The sequence below is a fragment of the Paenibacillus sp. FSL k6-2145 genome, from assembly GCF_037976585.1.
Lineage (GTDB): Bacteria > Bacillota > Bacilli > Paenibacillales > Paenibacillaceae > Paenibacillus.
Window position 1 is genome coordinate 5581162 of record NZ_CP150267.1, and the last position, 22639, is coordinate 5603800.

General features: G+C 44.1%; 16 protein-coding genes. 11 read left to right on the forward strand and 5 right to left on the reverse strand.

Features of this window, described 5'->3' with window-relative positions:
- The first annotated feature begins 2 nt into the window (after window positions 1-2).
- The 3 genes from NZ043_RS24720 to NZ043_RS24730 all read left to right on the forward strand — a co-directional run bounded on the left by NZ043_RS24720 (window position 3) and on the right by NZ043_RS24730 (window position 4451).
- Window positions 3-1688 carry a hypothetical protein gene (locus tag NZ043_RS24720; protein WP_339309484.1) on the forward strand — a complete coding sequence of 562 codons (1686 nt, stop codon included), beginning with the start codon at window positions 3-5 and terminating at the stop codon, window positions 1686-1688.
- 72 nt (window positions 1689-1760) lie between these two features.
- Window positions 1761-3479, forward strand: coding sequence for a discoidin domain-containing protein (locus tag NZ043_RS24725; RefSeq protein ID WP_339309485.1), 1719 nt, complete (start codon window positions 1761-1763; stop codon window positions 3477-3479).
- 30 nt (window positions 3480-3509) lie between these two features.
- A complete protein-coding gene (locus NZ043_RS24730; RefSeq protein WP_339309486.1) occupies window positions 3510-4451 on the forward strand; it encodes a family 43 glycosylhydrolase in 942 nt (313 codons plus the stop codon).
- 78 nt (window positions 4452-4529) lie between these two features.
- Here the strand turns inward: NZ043_RS24730 and NZ043_RS24735 are convergent, their stop codons facing one another.
- From NZ043_RS24735 to NZ043_RS24745, 3 genes are all read right to left on the reverse strand, one after another.
- Complete coding sequence (locus NZ043_RS24735; RefSeq protein WP_091030261.1) at window positions 4530-5057, reverse strand: DinB family protein; 528 nt, start codon at window positions 5055-5057, stop codon at window positions 4530-4532.
- Window positions 5058-5201: 144 nt separating this feature from the next.
- Complete coding sequence (locus NZ043_RS24740) at window positions 5202-7223, reverse strand: ATP-dependent DNA helicase (RefSeq protein ID WP_339309487.1); 2022 nt, start codon at window positions 7221-7223, stop codon at window positions 5202-5204.
- Between the two features lie 59 nt (window positions 7224-7282).
- Window positions 7283-8773 (reverse strand): PLP-dependent aminotransferase family protein, encoded by a 1491-nt coding sequence (locus NZ043_RS24745; protein ID WP_289389142.1) that lies wholly within the window; start codon window positions 8771-8773, stop codon window positions 7283-7285.
- A gap of 147 nt (window positions 8774-8920) precedes the next feature.
- On the opposite strand from NZ043_RS24745, the gene pdxS reads away from it, so the two are divergent.
- The 7 genes from pdxS (at window position 8921) to NZ043_RS24780 (ending at window position 19564) form a co-directional block, all read left to right on the forward strand.
- Complete coding sequence (pdxS, locus tag NZ043_RS24750) at window positions 8921-9805, forward strand: pyridoxal 5'-phosphate synthase lyase subunit PdxS (protein WP_200869424.1); 885 nt, start codon at window positions 8921-8923, stop codon at window positions 9803-9805.
- A gap of 205 nt (window positions 9806-10010) precedes the next feature.
- Window positions 10011-12470, forward strand: a complete 2460-nt coding sequence (locus tag NZ043_RS24755; protein ID WP_289389143.1) for a helix-turn-helix domain-containing protein — start codon at window positions 10011-10013, stop codon at window positions 12468-12470.
- A gap of 201 nt (window positions 12471-12671) precedes the next feature.
- On the forward strand, window positions 12672-13904 hold the full coding sequence (locus NZ043_RS24760) for a PTS transporter subunit EIIC (protein ID WP_062834547.1): 1233 nt from the start codon (window positions 12672-12674) through the stop codon (window positions 13902-13904).
- 19 nt (window positions 13905-13923) lie between these two features.
- A complete protein-coding gene (locus tag NZ043_RS24765) occupies window positions 13924-16197 on the forward strand; it encodes a glycoside hydrolase family 3 C-terminal domain-containing protein (protein ID WP_339309488.1) in 2274 nt (757 codons plus the stop codon).
- A 229-nt stretch (window positions 16198-16426) separates the two neighbouring features.
- Window positions 16427-17509 (forward strand): ABC transporter substrate-binding protein, encoded by a 1083-nt coding sequence (locus NZ043_RS24770; protein WP_339309489.1) that lies wholly within the window; start codon window positions 16427-16429, stop codon window positions 17507-17509.
- A 262-nt stretch (window positions 17510-17771) separates the two neighbouring features.
- A complete protein-coding gene (locus tag NZ043_RS24775; protein WP_339309490.1) occupies window positions 17772-18431 on the forward strand; it encodes a TetR/AcrR family transcriptional regulator in 660 nt (219 codons plus the stop codon).
- Window positions 18428-19564, forward strand: a complete 1137-nt coding sequence (locus NZ043_RS24780) for a choline esterase (RefSeq protein ID WP_339309491.1) — start codon at window positions 18428-18430, stop codon at window positions 19562-19564. The genes NZ043_RS24775 and NZ043_RS24780 overlap by 4 nt, the downstream gene beginning before the upstream one ends.
- 150 nt (window positions 19565-19714) lie before the next feature.
- On the opposite strand, the gene NZ043_RS24785 is transcribed toward NZ043_RS24780, so the two are convergent.
- Both NZ043_RS24785 and NZ043_RS24790 read right to left on the reverse strand, forming a co-directional pair.
- Window positions 19715-20053, reverse strand: coding sequence for a cupin domain-containing protein (locus tag NZ043_RS24785; protein ID WP_339309492.1), 339 nt, complete (start codon window positions 20051-20053; stop codon window positions 19715-19717).
- A 79-nt stretch (window positions 20054-20132) separates the two neighbouring features.
- On the reverse strand, window positions 20133-20960 hold the full coding sequence (locus NZ043_RS24790; protein ID WP_339309493.1) for an AraC family transcriptional regulator: 828 nt from the start codon (window positions 20958-20960) through the stop codon (window positions 20133-20135).
- A gap of 204 nt (window positions 20961-21164) precedes the next feature.
- On the opposite strand from NZ043_RS24790, the gene NZ043_RS24795 reads away from it, so the two are divergent.
- Window positions 21165-22634, forward strand: a complete 1470-nt coding sequence (locus NZ043_RS24795; protein WP_339309494.1) for a HAMP domain-containing sensor histidine kinase — start codon at window positions 21165-21167, stop codon at window positions 22632-22634.
- The last annotated feature ends 5 nt before the right edge of the window (window positions 22635-22639 follow it).

The following is a 22639-nucleotide window of genomic DNA, read 5'->3' on the forward strand; positions in this document are numbered from 1 at the left end:
CCATGAAGAAAAGAACTGATTTATGGAAAATGGTAAGTATGGTTATGCTGTCGGCTATTCTTATGGCTGGCTGTAGCAAAGGGGAGAGTGCTTCCGAGACCGCACCGGCATCGGTGCTTAAGGACGGAAAATATGATCCACCGTTTACGATCACCATCGCCAAACAACAGGATGAAAATGCTGGAAAGTACATCAACGGTGAGACGTTAAATGACAATGTATTGACCCGCTGGGGCGAACAAAACCTGGGTATCAAAATCCAAACCACCCTGCTGGGAGGTGATGCTTCACAATACAATACCAAGCTGCGGCTGGCGTTGACGGGTTCCGAGAAGCTGCCAGACGTTCTGCCCGTCTATGACACCATGCTGGTCAATGATCTGATAGAGTCGGGGCAAGTCAAGGAGATTACAGAAGACATCTCAACCTACATGCCTGACCGGATAAAAGAAATATACAAACAATACCCGACCACCTTCAATCCAGTGGTTAGGGAGGGCAAGGTCTACGGGATGGCCATTGCGCCGAATTTGACGGAAGGTGAAGTCATGTTGATCCGCCAGGACTGGTTGGACAGTTTAAACTTGAAAGCGCCAACAACGATTGAGGAGTTTGAACAAGTCATCGCGGCGTTCACTAATGAGGACCCCGATGGGAACGGCAAGAAAGACACATACGGCTTTACTTTTTCAGGTAAAGATTCCTACAATACGGGCTGGGTCAGCGATCCGGTCATGATATTCAGCGCATACACGGGCAAACATCTTCCAAGGCAATGGCATAACGACAATGGCAAACTCACGTATGGATCTGTGGCTCCTGGCAACAAAGAGGCACTTGCCAAGTTACGCGATTGGTATGCAAAAGGGTACTTGAACAAAGAATTGGCCACCCAAGGTGCATGGGATGCACTGTCCGATTTTACGGAGGGGAAAGCTGGTATAATCATTGGTCGTCCTTGGCTTTACGACAGTGTGAAGGACGTAGAGAAAAATGTGGAGGGTGCAAAAATCAGTGCTTATCCGACCATTCAAGGTGTGAACGGTGATAAGACCTATCAATCCGCCCAGTTGAACGATGGTGTGTTCATGTTTAACAAGGATTTTCAGAACATGGAAGCCTTCTTCTTGTACTACGATAAAATGTACGACGCGGCGTTCAGTACGGGAGATTTTAAATACGGCTACGCGCAGGGATACGATTACGATATCGTCAACGACGAAGTCACTTTTGATCCAACGAAATTTAATACGCCATTAGAAGCTGTGCAGGACGTTGGGAAAATGGCATTTACCAAAAATACACCGAGTGTTGATGGTCCTGGCCAATCGTACTACGATCTGGCGAATGGAGTTAAAGCCGACACGGGCGTCCTCATTCAAAGCGCTTCAAAAGATCAAACGACACAGGATGGATATCGGATTTCGTATGAAAACAGAGATGTTTTACTGCCAAATGAGTTTAACGGTCCACCAACACCAACGATGCAAAATGTGTGGGAACAGTTGACTACCATGGAACAAGAGACGTTCACCAAAATCATATATGGCAATGAGCCGCTTGAAGCATTTGATACCTTTGTGAAACAGTGGCATGAAAAAGGCGGAGACACCGTTATCGAAGAAGTTAACGAATGGTACAACCAAGCCAGCGAGACGGATGTAATGACACTGATGAATTTGAAATAAAGTCTAGTTTCACCTGAACCAGCCTTCCGGCAACAGGGAGGTTGGTCTTCTAAAAAAAGGAGATGATGAGACATGATCAAAGGTAAATCGTGGATGGCTATCGTCATTGCATTGATGTTGTTAACAGTGCATTTAACGTCCTCAACTCAAACCGTTCACGCTACTGCTGGTGAAGAGACCAAGATCGCTGCAACACTGTTTGTCCTGAAGAATGAATCCAAAGTATCCAATGCCAAAATTCATTGGGCACCTGTCCAGGGAGCGACTGCATACGAGTTATACAGATCCGAGAACAATGCACCTTATACGTTATTACAGACCTTAACCGGTACAACGACGGATGATTATGAACTCAATATAGGTAACACATACAAGTATCAAGTGAAGGCATATGGCGGAACTTCCTTGTTAACCTCCGCTGTCTCGCCAGAATATACCCCTTACAGCCTTCCAGAAGACCTCACAACTTTTGATAACACAACGCAATCAACGCTTATGCTCCCGAATGAACTTAAAGTTGGGGATACCTACTACAGGTTTAATTTTGTTCAAAAGCCATCAGGTGGATTTGGAGAAATGATTCAACAGACATCAACAGATGATATCACCTACGGTAACGACAAAGTGGTCCTGTCCTACACGGATCATCCCGATCTGGCGAACTCCAAATTTGAGGGGATTAATATTCTATACCATGCGCCCACAAACAAATTCGTTTTTTGGGCTCACTATGAAAATAGTACAGATTACACGCTTGCCAAAGTATCTGTGGCTTCAGCTACACCTGGAGAAGACTTTACATTTCACAAAAGCTTTCGGCCGGAAGGGAACCAATCCCGGGATATCTCCATTTTCAAAGATGACGATGATTCGGCGTATCTGATCTCTACGGCCAATAATAATTCGGACACCATCTTATATAAGTTAACCTCCGATTGGCTGGATGTGGATCACCAAGTTTCTGTTATTTATCAAAATCAACACAGGGAACTGCCCAAGATGATCAAAAAAGATGGCATTTATTATTTGTTCTCTTCCCAAGCGGCAGGTTGGTACCCGAGTATACCCTTGTATTCATCAGCAAATAGCATAGACGGAAATTGGTCTGAATTACGGACAATTGGCAACACGTCAACCTTCTCGGCGCAGTCGGGTTCCGTTATGCGGGTGAAGCCAGATACGGGTAACAACGTGGTTATGGCTGCGTATCGCTGGATGTTTGGCTGGGCAGGTACGCAAAATGGAACAACGGAGGAACGACTGCTTCCCGTTTGGATCTCCGATGGTTACGCATTTTATGATTATTTTGATCAAGTCCTGTACAATACAAGTGATGATGTCGTCGTTCCCGTTCAAAATGGGAAACTGCTGTCACAAGGTAAACCTGCAACAGCGCAAACAGCTACCGGAACGAACCCGGCAAGTTATGCTAATGATGGTAACTATCAAACCGAATGGGTCGGCACAGGCAGCTCCTGGCCACATTGGTGGAAGGTCGACCTTGGTTCCGTTCAACAATTGAATAATGTGCAAATCTCCTGGTGGATGCAAAAAGGCTCCGAAGGATTTTACAAATATAAAATTGAGACCAGTACGGATAATGTAAACTGGACCGTGGCATTGGATAGAACCAGCAATACATCTTACGGTTTCACCTCAGATACTCTATCGAGCACTGCTGCCAGGTATGTACGAATTAATATGCAAAATGCGGCACTTCATAACAATCCCAACAATTGGTACACGCCAAGACTTTGGGAAGTGAAGGTATTTGGATCGGACACCAATTAACGATGTTCTTAAAAGAAGAGAGGTGACGGTGTGAATAATCAACTAACCAATGGTGGCATCTGGAATGAATTAAGTGGTCAGCCGATCCATGCCCATGGTGGACATATGTTGTTTCATGACGATTATTATTACTGGTATGGTGAAGATCGTAGAGAAGATATATATGTGACTTGTTACCGTTCCAAAGATCTATTCAACTGGGAGTTTCGGAACCATATCTTGACGACCTCTAGCCCAGCCGCACTCATTCGAGTTCGGACGAATCTGAGATTAGTGAATGACAAAGGCGAAAAGGTAAATCTCGAACGGCCTAAAGTGCTGTTCAACGCGGTGACAAAAAAGTTTGTCCTCTGGGTTCACTATGAGAATGGTGACAATTACAATGATGCTGCATGTGCCATAGCCACATCAGATTATCCGGATAGCCATTTCGTGTATCATGGCAGCTTTAATCCGTACGGGTATATGTCACGTGACTGCACGCTCTTTCAGGACGATGACGGGACAGCATATTTTATTTCGGCTGCCAGAGACAATGCGGACCTGCACATCTATCGCCTGCAGGAAGATTACCTTAATGTTGAAAGTCTTGTCGGAAAGCTGTGGCAGGGGGAATATCGAGAGGCGCCAGCCGTCTTCAAGCGGAACGGTAAATATTATATGCTGACCTCATTTTGCACAGGCTGGGCCCCCAATCAAGGGAAATACGCGATGGCGGATACGATGGATGGACCATGGGGGATGCTAAGCGATTTTGGCGATGAAACGACGTACCAAACGCAACCAGCATTTGTGCTGAAGCGATCAGAAGAGGAGTATCTATACTTTGCAGATCGCTGGAACGGATCGGATTACTTCCAATCCAGCTATGTGGTCCTGCCCATTGAATTCAATGGAGACATTCCTATTCTGAATCATTATTCCACATTATCTTTGGGAGAGGATACACATCTGATTCATTTTGAACGATAATTTGAACGATAAAACGACTGATGAGAAAAGACTTCGATCCTACTGAGAATGTAGGTTCAAAGTCTTTTTGAATGAATTTTATAATTTCAAATCTAACGAATAGCGATCGCGAAGTACTGATAAATGATGGAGCTCATGTCCAGCCATAACAAATGCAATCGATCGAGCTGAAGCAGTGTTATCACTGACGATCCCTTTACAGAGCCATGCTTCCGGGGTGAGGCGACGGAGCATAAGAATGGTTGAGCGACGTGTGACGGTATATTCTTCGCTCAAATCGGCCAGGGTATACGCATTGAAAGGGTGGGTCTGCATAAGCACGTCCTGATCGTAGCCAGGATGATTCGCTTGGTCACCTCTGGCGATGCGAAGCAATCGGCTGCTCATGATGCGTTCGTTATCCAAAAGGTGGCCGATGACCTCTTTTACGCTCCATTTGTCTTCGGCGTACCGATAATTTGCTTGCTCCTCTGTCAATGAAGAGAGCAAATTTTGTAAGATGTTGGCCTGCTGCTCCAACATTTCAATGATGTTTCCTTCAGGAACAAGCTGGATGTACCCTTCATAATAAGCTGCATATTCATCTGTAGTTGGTCTTTCAACCATGGTAATGCCTCCTTTGGGATTCAAAACTCTGGAATATATTGTAGCATATATCCTACAGCATGAAATTAGCCCCTCCACTTTATGAGCGGAAGGGCCGTTTCATGTTATTTAGGCAGCTTTTCAAGGTTACGTGTTATTCCACTTCTAATCCGTTCGTCGTATCCTCTTATTTTGAACAAACTTCTCTAAAACCGCAAAATCTTCCGTCACTTTTTTGAACGGCAACGTGTCCAGCACTTGTTCCCGGTAACTCTTTTTAGCCGCTGCGCTGAGACGGGAGTCAAGTATGCTGAGTATGCCAAGGTCCGTTTCACTACGAATCAAGCGTCCCGTTCCTTGCCGTAACCGAAGAAGCATGTCCGGTACAAACACCTCCATGAAGGGATTCTCCGTTACAGATGCCTTATATTCATATACAGGATCCGATGGAACAGGGAAGGGCAGCCGGAAAATAATGACCTGTGACAGGTCAGACCCCTCGATATTCACACCTTCCCAGAATACACCGGTACCCAGGAGTACACCTTTGCTTTTCCTGAAATCGGCGATGACACTGTCCTGTGATGAACCCTCTTTTTGAACATGGACTGACCATGTGTATTCATTAGCCCTTGAGATCAACTTTTTGTGAATGTACTTCATGTCCTCTTTTGCTGAAAAAAGGACGATTGTTCTTCCCTGAGTTAGATTACAGAGTTGAACCACTTCGTTGTACGCTGCTTCAAGATAGTTTTCGCGTTGATCGTGGTGATAATAGGGAACTTTGTTCGAAATATACATCATGGCATGGTTGGTGTAATCAAAAGGGGAGGGTTGGCGCTCTAGGAAATCTCCCTTATAACCGAGGGAGTGCGTCATATAAGAATATTGTTCCTCCAGCGTATCCCCGCCTTGGCACAGCGTTGCTGATGTTAGGATTACAGGTACCTTGCCATTAAATAAAGCATATTTCAGAAATTGGCTTATATCTTTGGGACAGATGCTGATTGTGGTTACTCCCAGGGGACTGCTTGCCCATAAAAGATAGTTGTCCTCAATTTCAGATAAGACACTAATGAGGGTAATAAGCCCATTTATGGCTTCAAAAGCGTCATCGATCTCCCGCTCGTGGCGTGAGGTCAAAATGGAAAGACGTAGACTGAGATCTTTTAATTCGTTCGAGACCTGGTTCAACGGTATTCCTTTGATCTTTGACACTTTGATTCGGTCGTTATCCTGCTTGGCATGGTCGAGAAGATCCGCGTTTACCTGTTTGAAGATGCGCTCAGCGCAGTTTTTGATGAACTTGGATTGTGAGAAGAGACTTTTATCCCCGGACTGTTTCGTTAGAAGCTGCACCGTGGTATCCAGAATGCGGCAGATTCCCCGATAAGTGAACTCAAGTGTTCTGGCATCCCGAACTTTTGTTTCCAGATTATGCGCTTCATCAATGACGATCAGAGCAGGCTGTTCCGAGATGATGCTTTTGGTTCCTTCTTTTTTCTTCATCAAATCCCGTATGAGCAAGTCCTGGTTCACGATAATAAAATCAATCTCGTGAGCTTTTGCATTTAATTTCGCTCTCATATCGTAAAACAAACATGCAGTTTTATGATGACAACGTTCAAATTTGCAATCATTCACGGAAACGTGGGACCATTCAGCATCACTAATTCCAGCTTTAATATCGGCTCTTTCATCAATTTCATAATCTAATATGCGCTGCGCAAGGGTAGACACGGAGGAGTTAGCATCATCAAGACTGATCCATTCCGCTGCTCTACTTCGGCAGGCATACTGACCCATGCCTTTTCCCACGACGGAGCGAACCGTTGAGAATCCCAACCGACTACCAATGATCCTTAAATCTTTATGTATCTGTTCCGAGAGCTGAATGGAGGAGGTAGCTATAATGACTGGTTTCTGAGACATTTGATTCGTGAGCAGGCTTGGGATCAGGTACGCAAAAGACTTACCAATTCCGACACCAGCTTCAATCATGGCATTATGTCCATGGATATAAGCATCGGCGATATCAAGAGACATTTCTTGCTGTCCGATCCGCTCTCTAAGGCCGATTCGGGGGAACCGGTCATATATTCGGAAGATGGCATTAACCAAAGAACGTTCGATTTCCTTGTCCGGTTCCTGCTTATTAATTTTGTAAAGTTCATTTAACCAATTCATAATGATCGCCCCTCTTCCGAATGATGATCTTCTTGTACTCACTTTGGAGACGATTTACCTCACAATGCAGTTGTAACGGCATTTTTTAATCTGGATACGCCTTCCTGTAATTGTTCATCTGACAAATGTGCAAAAGACAAATAGATACCATACTTCGTACCAACAGCCGTTGAACTGCTGACTTCTGAGTATACCACACCTTGTGACCTAGCTGATTCCCGAAAGGCTTCATAAGTGGTCACATTACCTCGCCACCAACCAAACACGTGTAGACCCGCTTCATTCTCCACCCAATCAAACCATGTAGAGAGGTGTTTGTTCAAAAGTTTGAGTAACAGATGGAATTTGCGACTGTATAATCGATTCATTCTGCGCAGATGACGCTCATATTGACCGCTTGTCATGAATGCAGCTAATGCCCGTTGTTCGATCAGGTTGACGGGTCTTGGCTCATATAATGCCTGTGCCTTTCTAAAGGTGTCAGCCAAGGTAGGGGGAAGAACCACATAACCAAGTCGTACTTCTAAAGGCAAGGTTTTTGTAAAGCTACCCAGGTAGATTACACGTCCTGCTTTATCGAGTGTTTTCAGTGGTTCAACATGCATTCCTCGATATCGGAATTCACTATCATAATCATCCTCAACAATCATGGCATCATTTCGCTGTGCCCAGTCCAGCAAGGTTTGTCTGCGTTCCAGACTGAGCATTTCACCAGTAGGAAATTGTCGTGACGGCGTGACAAACAACATACGTGCTTCCCAGTCTTGGGGCACAACGCCCTGACCATCGAGATTAGCTTCAATCAACTTTGCACCCGCAGCCAATATGGCTTTAGAAATTCCGACATAACAAGGACTTTCTGTCACTACATAATCCCCAGGATCTGCAAGTAATTGAGTGAGTAGAGCTATAGCTTGCATGGAGCCTGCAGTTACTGCAATATGATCCGGATCGACTTGAATGCCCCGCATCCTTCGAAGATAGGCAGCAATGGCTTCTCTCAATTTTGGATCCCCGGTTGAACTAACCATGGCAGAAGTTGTTATCAGGTGATGCTCACGCTGCCTTATCTCTGCATACAATCGATTATTCCATTCATCGTAAGGGAACTTGGAGAAATCAGGTTGATATTTGCTAAAGTCGATCACTTCGTCGCTATTCATTCTGAAATCATGTGTATGAGCATTGGCTGGTGCATTTCTTTGAATCGAATGCTGTTCAAACTGCTGAATACGATTTCCCCAGGCGGATAAGTGATGCGTACAAGCTTTCACGGTGGACGCATTATTGTTCAAATCCAACTGGTAAGCAACAAAGGTTCCTCTTCCATGCTCTGAATGAATGTAACCTTGAGCAGTCAACGTATCATATACCTGATTCACAGTTCCTCTGGAAATGTGATACGTCGCAGCTAACTCTCTAGTAGAGGGTAACTTCTCACCATGTATAAGATTACCTTCATGAATTGCATCACGAATGGCATGATATAGAGCTTTCATCTTTGTATATTTTCGGTTCAAATATGAACTGTAAGCTACATGAAATTGCATAGGACCTCCAGAGTTATCATTGAAGTGGTACAATAAAAACCAAAAATATTGGATCTTTTTATATGACCATTCTCATTCTATACTAAATCATAGATTAGAGCGATGCCTTTATTGAAAACCACCCAAAAGTTAATTAGGAGGACTACAATCATGCAAACAGGTACAGATCGTGTAAAAAGAGGAATGGCTGAGATGCAAAAAGGTGGCGTCATCATGGACGTTATGAATGCAGAGCAAGCTAAAATTGCTGAGGCGGCAGGGGCAACAGCTGTTATGGCTCTTGAGCGGGTACCATCTGATATTCGTGCAGCAGGCGGTGTAGCTCGCATGGCAGATCCTACCATCGTTGAAGAGGTTATGAAGGTTGTATCTATCCCAGTTATGGCCAAAGCACGTATCGGTCATTACATAGAAGCCAAAGTGCTTGAATCCCTAGGTGTGGACTATCTCGATGAAAGTGAAGTTCTTACTCCTGCAGACGAAGTGTTCCATATCGATAAACATGAGTTTACTGTACCATTTGTATGTGGAGCCAAAGATTTGGGAGAAGCTCTTCGCCGTATTGGTGAGGGTGCATCGATGATTCGTACAAAAGGTGAGCCTGGAACGGGCAACATTGTTGAGGCAGTTCGTCATATGCGTCTAATTAACAGCCAGCTCCGCAAAGTGCAAAACATGTCCAAGGATGAGCTGTACGCTGAAGCAAAAAATCTGGGTGTAGCTTATGAGTTACTGCGCGAAGTTCATGAAAACGGCAAACTTCCTGTCGTTAACTTTGCAGCAGGCGGTGTAGCTACTCCGGCAGACGCAGCATTAATGATGCACCTGGGAGCAGACGGTGTGTTTGTAGGATCAGGTATTTTCAAATCCGATAGCCCTGAGAAATTCGCTCGTGCAATCGTTGAAGCTACAACACATTACACAGATTACAAACTGATTGCGGAAGTATCCAAAAACTTGGGCGCCCCGATGAAAGGGATCGAAATTTCTAAATTGGCTCCAGAAGAGCGCATGTCCAACCGCGGTTGGTAAGATAGCAGTGCATCTAGTTGAATAGGTAGTTTGAACATTTATATAGAAGAGCCGATCAATTGAACCTTAATTGATCGGCTTTTTTGTTCTTACTGTTTAGCTTGTTGATATCTTCAAAATGCTGTGGCTATAATAATCGGTATGAAGGAAGGTGCAGACAATTCGCTATCTATATGAGTTTATTCAACATCAGGACGATCTGCCTATGAAACTCTTCGTGAACTCGGTAAAACATATTGATTTCCATTGGCACAAGGAAGTGGAAGTTGTATATGTTCTCCACGGTTCAATCATCATGTATCTGGACCAGCAGCAATATACACTGCATGAAGATGATGTGATTGTGGTTAACAGTATGTCCGTCCACAAGATCGAACGAACCAATCAGGACAATGTGTTATTAACATTGCAGTTCGGTCCCGAGTTGATGAACAATAATGCGTTTATCTCCTGTAACTCTGCTATGAACGTGGAACAAAACGCTCCTCGCCTGCAAAGTATTAAACAATATCTTGCGCAAATGGTATGGGAGATCAACAAAAAAACGCCGGGTTATCAAAATTTCACAATGGGCAGATTACAGATGTTATGCGGATGCCTGCAGAGGTATTTTTCCAGTGGAACGAATTCCGCATTGGAAGACGGTAGCAGGGATTATGACTATAAAAGACTGAACAGGGTCCTCACATATATTGATTTACACTACAATGAGAAGATTACACTGCAGGATATGGCGCATTCCGAACATTTAAGTTTGCATTATTTCTCCCACTTCTTCACCGACAAAATCGGGATACCTTTCCAAAAGTATTTGACGCTCATTCGCTTGGAGAAGGCTCAGGCTCAGCTGGCAGCAAACGATAAAAATATCTCGGAGATTGCGCTGGATTGCGGATTTGCCAATGTGAAGCTGTTTAACAAATACTTCAAGGAAAAGTACGGCTGTACGCCCGGTTCCTATCGGGAAGCTTCTCGTACACCGGAACTCCATCAGTTGAATGTGAACCGCAAACCCAAAACATATGAGGAGTCTTCAAGCGGAGATTATTACGAGATGGAAACGTTGAATGCGATTAGCTTACTGTATCGATATCTGGATGTTAAGGTTGACGCTGATCAAGACACGCTTCCTATACCGTCTGTACATCTGTCAGACCAAACTTATATTGAAATTCGTGCGGATCAGACGTCGTCTGTCTACGAAAAGCACTGGAATATGACCATGACGGCAGGGAGAGCCATTGAAGGTTTACGTGAAGATTGGCGGAAGCAGCTCTCCGCGCTGAAAGGAAAAGTACCTTTTCAATATATTCGATTTCACGGCATCTTCAATGACGAGATGATGGTGTACAGCGAGAACGAGCAGGGCACTCCCCTCTATAATTGGTCTTATGTGGACAAGTTGTATGATTTCCTGCTGGATCAGGGTGTTCGGCCATTTGTGGAATTAAGTTTTATGCCGAGCCAGTTGGCGAGATCCAAAGAAACGCTGTTTTGGTGGAGAGGGAATATTAGCCCGCCATCCGACCCTGCCAAGTGGCAGGCGCTTGTTGGTGAATTCGTTCGCCATTGTTTGAATCGTTATGGGGCGGAAGAAGTGAGGCAGTGGTATTTCGAAGTATGGAACGAGCCTGACCTGGCGGGTGTTTGTTGGGCAGGAAGCAAGGAAGAATACTTTACGTTTTACGAATCGACCGTTCATGCCATCAAATCGATTTTGCCGGAACTGAAGGTGGGGGGGCCAGCTATGGGTTACGGATCTCTCTGGAACGATACCTGGGCTGAGGAATTTTTGTCCTATTGCCGCAAGCGGGAAGTGGCTCTCGACTTTTATTCGTTCCACATCTATTCGGAGTATCCCAAGCTAAAAGTTGAAGACGATCGTTTAACGCAAATCATGCCGCCTGCTTTTTATAAAGAGAGTATTGCACTTATGCGGCAAAAAATGAATGCGTCAACGTACGGTCATGTTGAACTTCATGTCACCGAATGGAACTTTTCGCTGTATGACCGTAACTTGCTGCACGATACCATGTTTATGGCTCCGTTTGTCATTTACCACACCATGAACACGCTCGGTGAGGTGAAAGCGATGGCTTTTTGGTCCTTTACCGATGTATTCGAAGAAAGTATCGTTCCAGCTTCTCCTTTCTACGGAGGTTTTGGCCTAATTAACCGCGATGGGCTGAAGAAACCCAGCTATTATGCATTTGAGCTTATGCAAAAGCTTGGGGATGAGCTGATGGTCAAGGGAGACGGTTATGTCGGAACCCGAAAAAGGGATGGAAGCATGCAATTTTTGTTCTATCACTATGTTCACGTAGACCAGCTGTTTGCAAGTGGAGATTGGTCGGAATTATCCAGCTCAACCCGCTATGACGTATTTGAGGAAAAAGGCAGCAAAGCTTATGCACTTACCCTGAGCAATCTCGAGGGGCCTTATAAATGCACCAGTTATCAACTGGATCGGGAGCATGGATCGGTATTTGATGAGTGGACCCGCATGGGATCGCCATATTCCTTGACGGAAGAAGAAATCGCCTATCTAAACGGCAGGAGTGGACCCGTGATGGGGACAGAGATGATAAGAGATGAAAGTTGGCGCAGAGAGATTTTTCTTCCACCGCATGGGGTAATGCTGCTCATTTTGGATAGGCAATATTAAAAAAAGGCTCTTAAGACATCCTTTCAGTAGTGAAGGGATGTTTTTTGTTGTTTATTTCTTGTTCAGGCTGGCAAGCTAGAACTATAGTGATGGATTGGGCAAAAAACGAACCATGATGCGGCAAGTTCCAACAAGAAAGCGTTAACACAAATCGATATACTATGGTTGTGGCAGCTTAGAGGAAGACAGGGGGAGTTTTGGATGAAGCGTTTCATGAAATGGATGACAGATTCGTTTGCGCCAAGATTGGAGGCGTTTACGAACAATATTTGGGTTTCTTCGATTCAAGAAGCCATCATGGTCGCCATTCCGATGATTTTCATCGGTTCGATTATTACATTGATTTCGATTTTGCAGGATTTCATTCCGGGAATGCCGGACCTGACACCCATCACGACATTCAGTTTCGGTTTGCTGGGGTTGTTTATTGCTTTTTTGACGCCTTATGTCGTGATGGAAAAAAGAGAACGACACAAAATTAAGTTGCTGGCGGGAATGACGGGGATATCTCTGTTCGTTATGCTGCTTAACCCGACAGTAAACGAAGACGGTACCATTCAGTTCATCCTTGAACGATTTGGACCCTCGGGGATGATTACAGCACTGTTGGTAGGTGTATTTGTCGCTCTTGTAATGATCATGTGCAACAAATTTTCGTTCTTCAAAAAAGGGTCTTCACTTCCCGAATTCATTATGGACTGGTTCGATTTTCTCGTCCCGATCGCCCTGGTATTAACAACAGGATGGTTGCTTGTATATCAGCTTCATTTTGATATTTTTGGACTGATCGTGAACGTATTTGAGCCGATCAATGCCGTTGGACAAAGCTTAACCGGATTTTTATTGTTCAATTTCATTGGCGTTGTACTGTATTCTTTCGGCGTAAGCCCGTGGGTCATGACACCGATCTGGTACGCAATCTGGATACCTGCAATCGAAGAAAATGCAGCTCTTGTCGCAGCGGGACAAGATCCGGTCAATATTAACACATTTGAAACCTTTTTCTCCGGCTGGCTGGGTATTGGCGGTATGGGTGCGACTTTGCCGTTAGTTGTTTGGTTCCTGATGGCACGTTCGAAAAAACTGAAATCTGTCGGCAAGGCGACGATTATCCCGTCCTTGTTCAACATTAATGAACCTGTCGTGTACGGAGCACCGATTGCCTTTAATCCGTTACTCATGGTACCGATGTGGATTAACTCACTTATCACGCCGGTGATTGTGTACTTGGCTCTCGACTGGGGTTGGGTACGGATCCCGAGCCAGATCTTCCAGCTATGGTACACGCCAATCGGCCTGTCCACCTACATTATGTCCGGACTCAATGGGCTTATCTTGCTGGCGGTCGTCCTGGTGATTGTATTTATTGTCTGGTTTCCGTTTTTCAAACTGTATGATGCACAGGAACTGAAGAAAGAACAGGAACAAAATTGATATTAGAAGGGTGAGTACTATGGATAAATCAATCAATGAATTGTTGACGGCATTAACGCTGGCCGAGAAAGCTTCACTCTGCGCAGGATTGAATATGTGGATGACAAAAGGAATCGAGCGGTTAAACATTCCGCCAGTTCATATGTACGATGGGACAAACGGCATCCGTAAAACAAACAGCGATGAAGAAATGGGGATTACATCGGAAAATGTACCCGCAACTTGCTACCCTACGGGTTCAGCCATCGGTTCTTCGTGGAATACGGAATTGTTGTATGAAGTCGGTGTGGCACTGGGACGTGAATCCAAAACCATGGACGTTGAGCTGCTGCTTGGACCTGGTGTCAATATGAAAAGAACGCCGCTTGGCGGAAGAAACTTCGAATACTACTCGGAAGACCCATACTTGACGGGGGAACTTGGAGCGGCGTTTATAAACGGGATCCAAAGCGAAGGCGTGGGCGCTTCTGTCAAACACTTTGCGGGAAACAACCAGGAATTCGAGAAGATGGTAACCAGTTCGGAAATCGATGAGCGAACGCTTCGCGAGATTTACCTGAGCGCCTTTGAACGAATTATTAAGAAATCCGACCCTTGGACGGTTATGTGTTCTTATAATTTATTGAATGGAACGTATACAAGTGAGAATGAACATTTGCTGCATGATATTTTGAGAGAAGAGTGGGGTTATGAAGGTGTTGTTCTATCCGACTGGACAGCTGTCAATGATCGTATACGCGGACTGAAGGCTGGGCTTGATCTGGAGATGCCGGGTCCCGCCAATTACAATGCTAAAGCAATCATTGAAGCGGTTCAGAACGGAAGCCTATCCGAAGAACAGTTGGATCAAAGCGTGGGTCGTATTTTGAAGCTCGTTGAGCGGGTAACGGGCAAGAAAGACAAGGATTCTTCTCCAGATTCGGACTATCATGCACTCGCACGTAAAGCGGCGGCCGAGAGTATTGTGCTTCTGAAAAATGAGAACGCGATTCTCCCGCTAGGGCAGGAGTCCATTTCGTCAGTTGCCGTGATCGGACGGTTTGCCAAAAAACCGAGAATTCAGGGAGCGGGCAGTGCGAAGGTAACGCCTACAAAAGTCGATATTCCTTGGGACGAGATAAAAAATCTGGCTGGCGATGCCATGACCATGAATTATGCAGAAGGGTACCCGGAGGATGACTCCATCAATGATGAGCTAATCAAGGAAAGCGTGTCATTAGCCATGAATTCCGATGTTGCTGTATTATTTGTTGGCCAACCAGAATATGCGGAATCGGAGATGCATGATTTGCAAGGCATTGATCTTCCCGAGCATCAAGTGAAATTGATTCTTGCGGTAGCCGCGGTTCAACCCAAGTGTATTGTCGTAACGAGCAGCGGTTCCGCACTGGCGATGCGCCCATGGGTACAGCATGTACCTGGTGTGATTCATTCTTGGTTGTCGGGTCAAGGCATGGGTAAAGTGATTGCAGATGTATTATTCGGACAGACAAATCCTTCGGGCAAACTCTCTGAGACATTCCCTGTCAAACTGTCGGACAACCCTTCACACATGCGAATTCGCGGGGAGAACGGCAAGCTGTATTATCGCGAAGGCCTGTTCGTGGGTTATCGATATTATGACCGGAAAGAACTGGCACCTCAATTCCCGTTTGGACACGGATTGTCTTACACATCGTTCTCCTATACGGATCTGGAAGTGGCTCAGACCCATACCGGTGTTACGGTGTCCTTCCAATTGAAAAATAACGGAAAGCGCAAGGGGAAAGAAGTTGTTCAATTGTATGTTCATGATGAAGAGTGCACATGGACCCGTCCAGAGAAAGAATTGAAAGCTTTTGCCAAAGTTGAACTGGAGCCGGGTGAAAAACGCAAGATTACTTTTGAACTGGAAGAGAGAGATTTCTCATATTACAACACCAAGTATAACCGTTGGGTGGCTGAGACCGGATTTTTCCAAATTTCACTTGGTAGCTCGTCCAAAGATCTCCGAATTACGGAACGTCTGCATTGTGACTTTGGTAAGGAAGAAATCACGTTCCACAAATTCAGTCTGCTCAGTGAGTGGATGAGTGATCCTGTGGCGAAAAAGGAATTGGAGCATTGCCTGAATGAAATGAACGAGCATGTTACGGACAAGGTATATCTTAACGAGGAGTTTGTGGGATTCTGGGCAGATTTCCCAATGATCAAAGTGTTCCAAATGTTCGGCCAACAATGGATGAATGAGCGGTCACCTGATGAAATTATTAATGAACTTATCGCCAAAGTTAATCAGGCACGTAATAAATAGTTAAGTAAAAGAGGAACCAAGTTCAATCCCGTACAGGGGAGATGAACTTGGTTTTTCTGTGAGCCCAGAATAAGAGGCACCATATGAGGGTCTCTCTTAATTCATCAGACGAATGATATTGATTATTGTTCTCATTTACACACTTCGACATTTACTGTATACTGACAATAGTTATTTTACATATTGGTCTAAACGACAAGAGCGAATTCAAAAGGGAGAGATTATTTACATGTTGGTATCCGTTAAAAAAGGGATGTTTCTTTGTTTGATTACTGCAATTATTCTGGTGCTCGCAGCGTGTTCAAGCAACAATGGTGGAAGCGAAGATGCAAATGGAAGCTCACAGCAAGCTACGGAGAGCAACGCCACGAATGATGCAACAAATGGGGAACAAACCGATGCAGACGCTTCTGCACCTGCTGAAACAACTTACCCGGTAACCGTTTCAAATTATACAACAGAGAACGGCACATGGGTGAAGAAGGATCAAACGTTTGACAAGGCACCCGAACGAGTAGTTGCCAATACACAAGGTGCAGCCGAGCTGATGATTCGCCTTGGTTTGACAGACAAACTTGTAGGTGTAGCTGCGTTGTTTGGTAGTGTACCTGAAGATATTGCTGACGAGTTTAAACAAATTCCTGTGCTTGCTGAAGGCTATGTAGGCAAGGAAGTGACAATAGGGGCTACGCCTGACCTGGTTGTAGGGCGTGGTGGATTGTTTGAGGATGCGGACTGGGGTGTTGGTACAGTAAGCAGCTTGAATGATATGGGGATTAAAACGTACGTACAAAGCACCAGTGTTCCTGATGCATCGTTAGATAGTCTGTATCAGGATATTACTGAATTAGGTGAGATATTCAACGTACAAGCCAATGCAGCGGCATACATTGAGACGCTTAAAGCACGCGAGAATGCCTTGTCGGCCCGAGCTAGCTCTGAAACGATCAACTATGCATCATTTTCGGATAATGGTGATGGAACTATTGGAATCTACAACGGAAATGGTGATACGTTTATTGAAAGTGCAATATCATTAATCAATATGCATAATATGCTTATTAATGAAACTGGCACACTCAGTCTGGAGAAGTTAATCGAGATTAATCCGGATGCAATGATTATTTCGAGGTATGCAGGTGGCATTGATCCTGAGCAGACGATTGAAAAGCTGCTTGCCAACAAACAGGTACAAAACATTAACGCAGTTAAAAACAAGAAAATCTACATTATTGATTTCAACAACTTCTGGGGATACGGAGATTCCATCTTCACAGGCGTTGAAGGACTCGCTGATGATCTCGGGTTATAAATGAGTACCATTAAAAGTCGCTATTTTAGCGGCTTTTTTTGTTATCAGGGACCCAATTCTTGTTCCAAGCTGTTCCCGGTCAGTCCGCTGAATGATAGTGAAAATGGAGTCTATGAATACATGCAACACTTAATATAACGGCGGGTATTTCACATAAATCATTTTATGAGTTTCTGAACACTCTATATTAATACGACTTGACTTGTGAATGTATTATCAGTATAGTGTGAATCAATTCACACTTCACATTAAGGAGTAATCTATGCCAAAAAATTCTTTCTTTCGTTTAGATGAAGCAAGGCGCGAGGAAATATCGAATAGCGCTATGCATCTTTTTGTTAATAACCTTTACGAGGATATAACTATGAAGATGGTTTTGGATAGTTTGTCCATGCACCCCGGAACATTTTATCGATATTTTGAAGACAAAGATGACCTTTATTGTCAATTAATACGTAATGTGACCCAGAAAAGAGCTGCATATTTTAGTAACAGTAATGAAGATTCCCTTTACAGCTATTTCCTCACTGGCTTATTTGGTAACGTTAATGGCATGGTGACCGAGCCGCTGAATGAGTTGGAAATCAAATTGACTAAAACATTTTCATATATTCCTGAGGACATTTTGCTTAAAGTATATGTGAATGTGTTAAAGGGCGAGTCATTCCCCATGATCAAGGACATTTTACGCCGAATGAGGGTTGATGGATATCTCCGACCGGATGTTGACGACGACCTGATTTCTTTTATGTTTGAGTCAATGCAGCTTAATTTAATCTTGTTTTTTAGAGAATTCGATATTAAGGACTCTAAGCTGCAACATAAGATCAGCAAATACTTTGCTGAATTTATGGGCCATGGACTGCTTGAAGATCATAAATATTCTGAAATGGTTAGCGATCTCAAGGGGGAAAGAAAATGAAAACCTATGACGTATTTCCAGAACCAATTGGCGGCTATACTGTCGGTCGAACCCAGATGGATTTTGAGTACACGGCATCAGATTACACCAAAAGAGAACTGACCGCTTTTGTGTATTATCCGTCTGACAGTAGCGAAGGTAAGACTACATCAACGTACATGTTTCCTGAAGTCTACGGGATGTTTAATGAGCAGCCACTTGTCACTGCGTTGAAGGATGTTTTCTCTATAGATATCAAGACCCAGTGTTACGACGACCTTGCTCTCTCCGGGAAGGAAAAGCGCTATCCAGTGTTATTCTATGTTTGCGGTGGAGGCGGTTCTCCAGAATGGGGTACAGTGCTCTGTACAGACTTGGCAAGCATGGGGTATGTTGTGGTAAGCATCGGCCATCAGAATAGCACGATGTATAAACGTAAAGATGGGCGCCTGTTTAATGTATCCAAGGATTTTTCGGATGTCATTACAGCGTTTGGTGAAGATCCGGAGATGCTGGCGTTGGCTGGTAAGATGGAGATGCGTCCTGACGATGAAACTGCCATTGAGATGTGCCGTAACGTGCTTGCACTACCGATACTTTCCAAGATAACAGAGTATAGTGAATCACAGGCAGAAGATGTAAGGTATGTAGCCGATTATCTTTACAAACTGGACTCTGGAGAGCTGAATTCCATCTTTAAGGGCAGATTGCTGCTTGACATCGGCATGGGTATAGTCGGACATTCTTATGGAGGGCCTACGACGGCGATGGTTTGCCGGGATGACGACCGGTTCGCCTGCGGGATTGGCTTGGATAGCGGTGCGTTTGGACTTCTTGACAGCGATCTTAAGAAACCCTTCTTGCTACTGTTTTGTGAACCTAACTATAATATGAATGCGATTATTGGCGCTAACAATAGCATGGAGACCTATTATTTCTCAGTTGATCGTGTTGCACATTTGGATTACTGTGACATCGTGTTTACCAGTTTTAATGAGGAACTCAGAGGTGAACGGGATGCTATGGAGATGCGAAATATTGTTACAGACTATGCGAAGAACTTTTTTGATCATTACATACTGCAGAAGGCAGCAAGTTTGGAAAGCCTGGCATACGATGGTGTGGAATTGATCAGGAAGACCAGCAACAAGTGACATAACCGAGAGACTACTGATTAATATATGTCAATTAATACATGTCAAAGAACTAGCCGTACAGACGCAGAGCCGATAACCCTATTACGCGGTTATCGGCTCTCTGACTCTGATATTGCAAATTGACATCCTGGTTCCAATAACTGACGCTTATTCGGCCTTAGTCCAGTCAGTGTTTACTTCGCTTCCAGGTTCCATCAACATGATATGACATTCCTTTTCGGCGGAAGGCTTGATCTCGACTCCCTTAGGGACAATATACATCTCACCCTTGGAAATCTTCACTTGACCATCACGAAAATCAATTATCATTTCCCCTTCGAGCACAAAAAATAACTTATCGGTCTCCTCATGAACATGCCACTCAAAATCTCCAGCAATCTTAACGATCTTAAATTGATAGTCATTCATTTCACCAATGAGTTTGGGAGACCAAAGATCGTTTAATTTCGAGAATTCCTCATTCAATTGAATAGCTTGATAGTGCATCGTCATTCCTCCTGTGTATTAATCCTATAGTTTCAGTATACTGATCTAAGCTTTTGTATAACATGGATGCCTATTGAAATCAGGATGGATTATTGATGAACTTCAGACGATACTCCGTAGGAGAAATACCACATTGTTTCTTAAACACTCTGCTAAAATAAAAGGGGTCAGCAATGCCAACGGTCTCAGCAATCTGTTGTACAGACGCATCACTTGCCAATAACATTTGCTGTGCCATGTTTATACGATATTTCAATACATATTCTGCCGGACCCATACCCGCATGTCTTCTAAACACGTAGGAAAGTCGATTTCGATTAACGTTATTTTGTTCTGCAAGCGATGCGACAGTCAGACTTTGATCATAGTATTCTTGGATATAGGTAGAGACCCGTTCGAATAAAACATCTGATTCACCACTATTTTGCCTATGATCAACACATATTAAAGTCTCATTCAGTACATCGCGAAACAGCATCTCGGTCTGAAACTTTGAAATACCTCCACGCTGATTATACACATGCCAAAGACGCGTGATTAATTCGATCAGACGTGGGGACTGACCGGTTGATAATTCAAAATGCTGATGGGAAAAGCTTGTATCTTCGAGGTCCGAACTACATATCCGGTATAAAACGAGGATGTATTCCCAGTCCGTTCTATGAAACACGGTTTGATCCAGTTTCATTTTCGCGCCCCCATGTACAACTTTTCCTGGTGAAAAGATATAGGGCGTACCATCAAATTGAAATTGTATTTTTCCTGTAAGAGGAAATACAAATCCAGGAAAAGAATCGGTATAGTCAGCCGGGGGAACCCCTGGATTTCTAGCATATCGATATACGCCTTCTACTTGAAATGGAATGTGTGCAAAATGCGCTGCTAACTGATTAACGTCTACTTTCACATTACGTACCTCATTTCAAAAGTGTTTGCCGGTCATTCTAAGATAAATCGTTGTGCACCTTACTCCAACATTATTGATAACGATTATCACTGTCAACATATATAATGATAAAGAAAGCTCTTTTTTTACATATGGGCAATAGAATCCATCTTGTGTTAACATGTGCACTAACTAATCCAATTGCTTGCTTGAAAAGGGGAAACCATGTCAATTCGAATAAAAATGCTGCTGTCTTTCACGGGCATGCTCGTTATAAGTCTACTGTTCATCCTGCTTACGGCAAGTCTGTATACGATTGCGGCCACAGGGGATCTACAGAGTTTCCGTGATATATACAAGGTACATTATCAGATCAACCCGCTGACTGAACAGGGAGAATCGATCTTTCAAGAGATGAAGTTCCTGGCCAAAAATGACCCGGACGACCTGCAAAACAAGGTTTTGCTGCGTGAATATGATATGAAGCTTCGAGCTGAGAAGTCAGGGCTCTACGTCAGACGTGAGAATAGCCAGATCTTCGAATCGCTGACCTTCAACCAGCCAGAGCTGAAGCAAGCACTGCCTGCCTATGATCTTAACAATTACCAGATTCGGAGCACCTTCAATATTGGTGAGCGATTTTACGCGTATGCAAAATTTGATTTTCAGTATTCAGACGGGGAACGAGGGAGTATCTTTGTCATTCGCGAGAGAAGCCCCTTTGCGGAGCTTACTCGCAAACTGCTACCTGTGATGTCATTCCTGCTTATTGGCGTCCTCATCATTGCAAATCTACTCTTGTTCCGCTGGATCACGCGCAGCTTCATTAAGCCATTGAATCAACTACGAAGTTCAGCCGAACATATTAAAGATGGCAATCTATCCTTTAAGCTTCAGCTAAACTCCAATGACGAGGTTGGTCAACTCAGCGAAGCGTTTGAGAGCATGCGGAATCAATTACAGCTCTCCTATGCATTACGAGAGCAGGACGAAGTAAACCGCAAAGAGCTCATCTCCAACATTTCGCATGATCTCCGTACGCCGATTACCAATATCAAAGGGTATATTGAGGGTATTCGTGACGGAGTGGCTAATACTCCGGAGAAAATGGAGAGTTACGTTAATATCATTCACTCCAAAGCAGTTAGCATGGATAAGCTGGTGGATGAACTGTTTTTGTATTCCAAGCTCGACTTGAACCAAGAACCTTTCCTGTTCAAGACAGTTGATCTCGCCGATTTCCTTGAAGATAGCATCGAAGAGCTGAGATATGATCTGGAGGATAAAGGTGTTGCCCTGGATTGGATTAACCAGGTGTCTGGTCCCGCCATGGCTGCTGTGGATCCGGAGAAGTTAAAACGTACCGTTGTTAATGTGGTGGATAATGCACTCAAATACATGGAGAATGAACACAAACGGTTCGAGATTACACTTCAAGCTGATGAGAAATGGATTACAATGGGCTTTAAAGATAATGGCAGGGGAATACCCGAAGAGGCACTGCCTTATATATTTGAACGCTTTTATCGTGCAGAACAATCCCGCAATTCCTCAACGGGCGGAAGTGGACTTGGACTGGCAATAGCCCGCCAAATCATTGATGGACATGGGGGCTTCATCTGGGCAGAAAGCCAGCCCAATGATGGCACGAGCATATATATCAAGCTGAAACGGCTGAATGAAGAGAGGGACTAATGAGT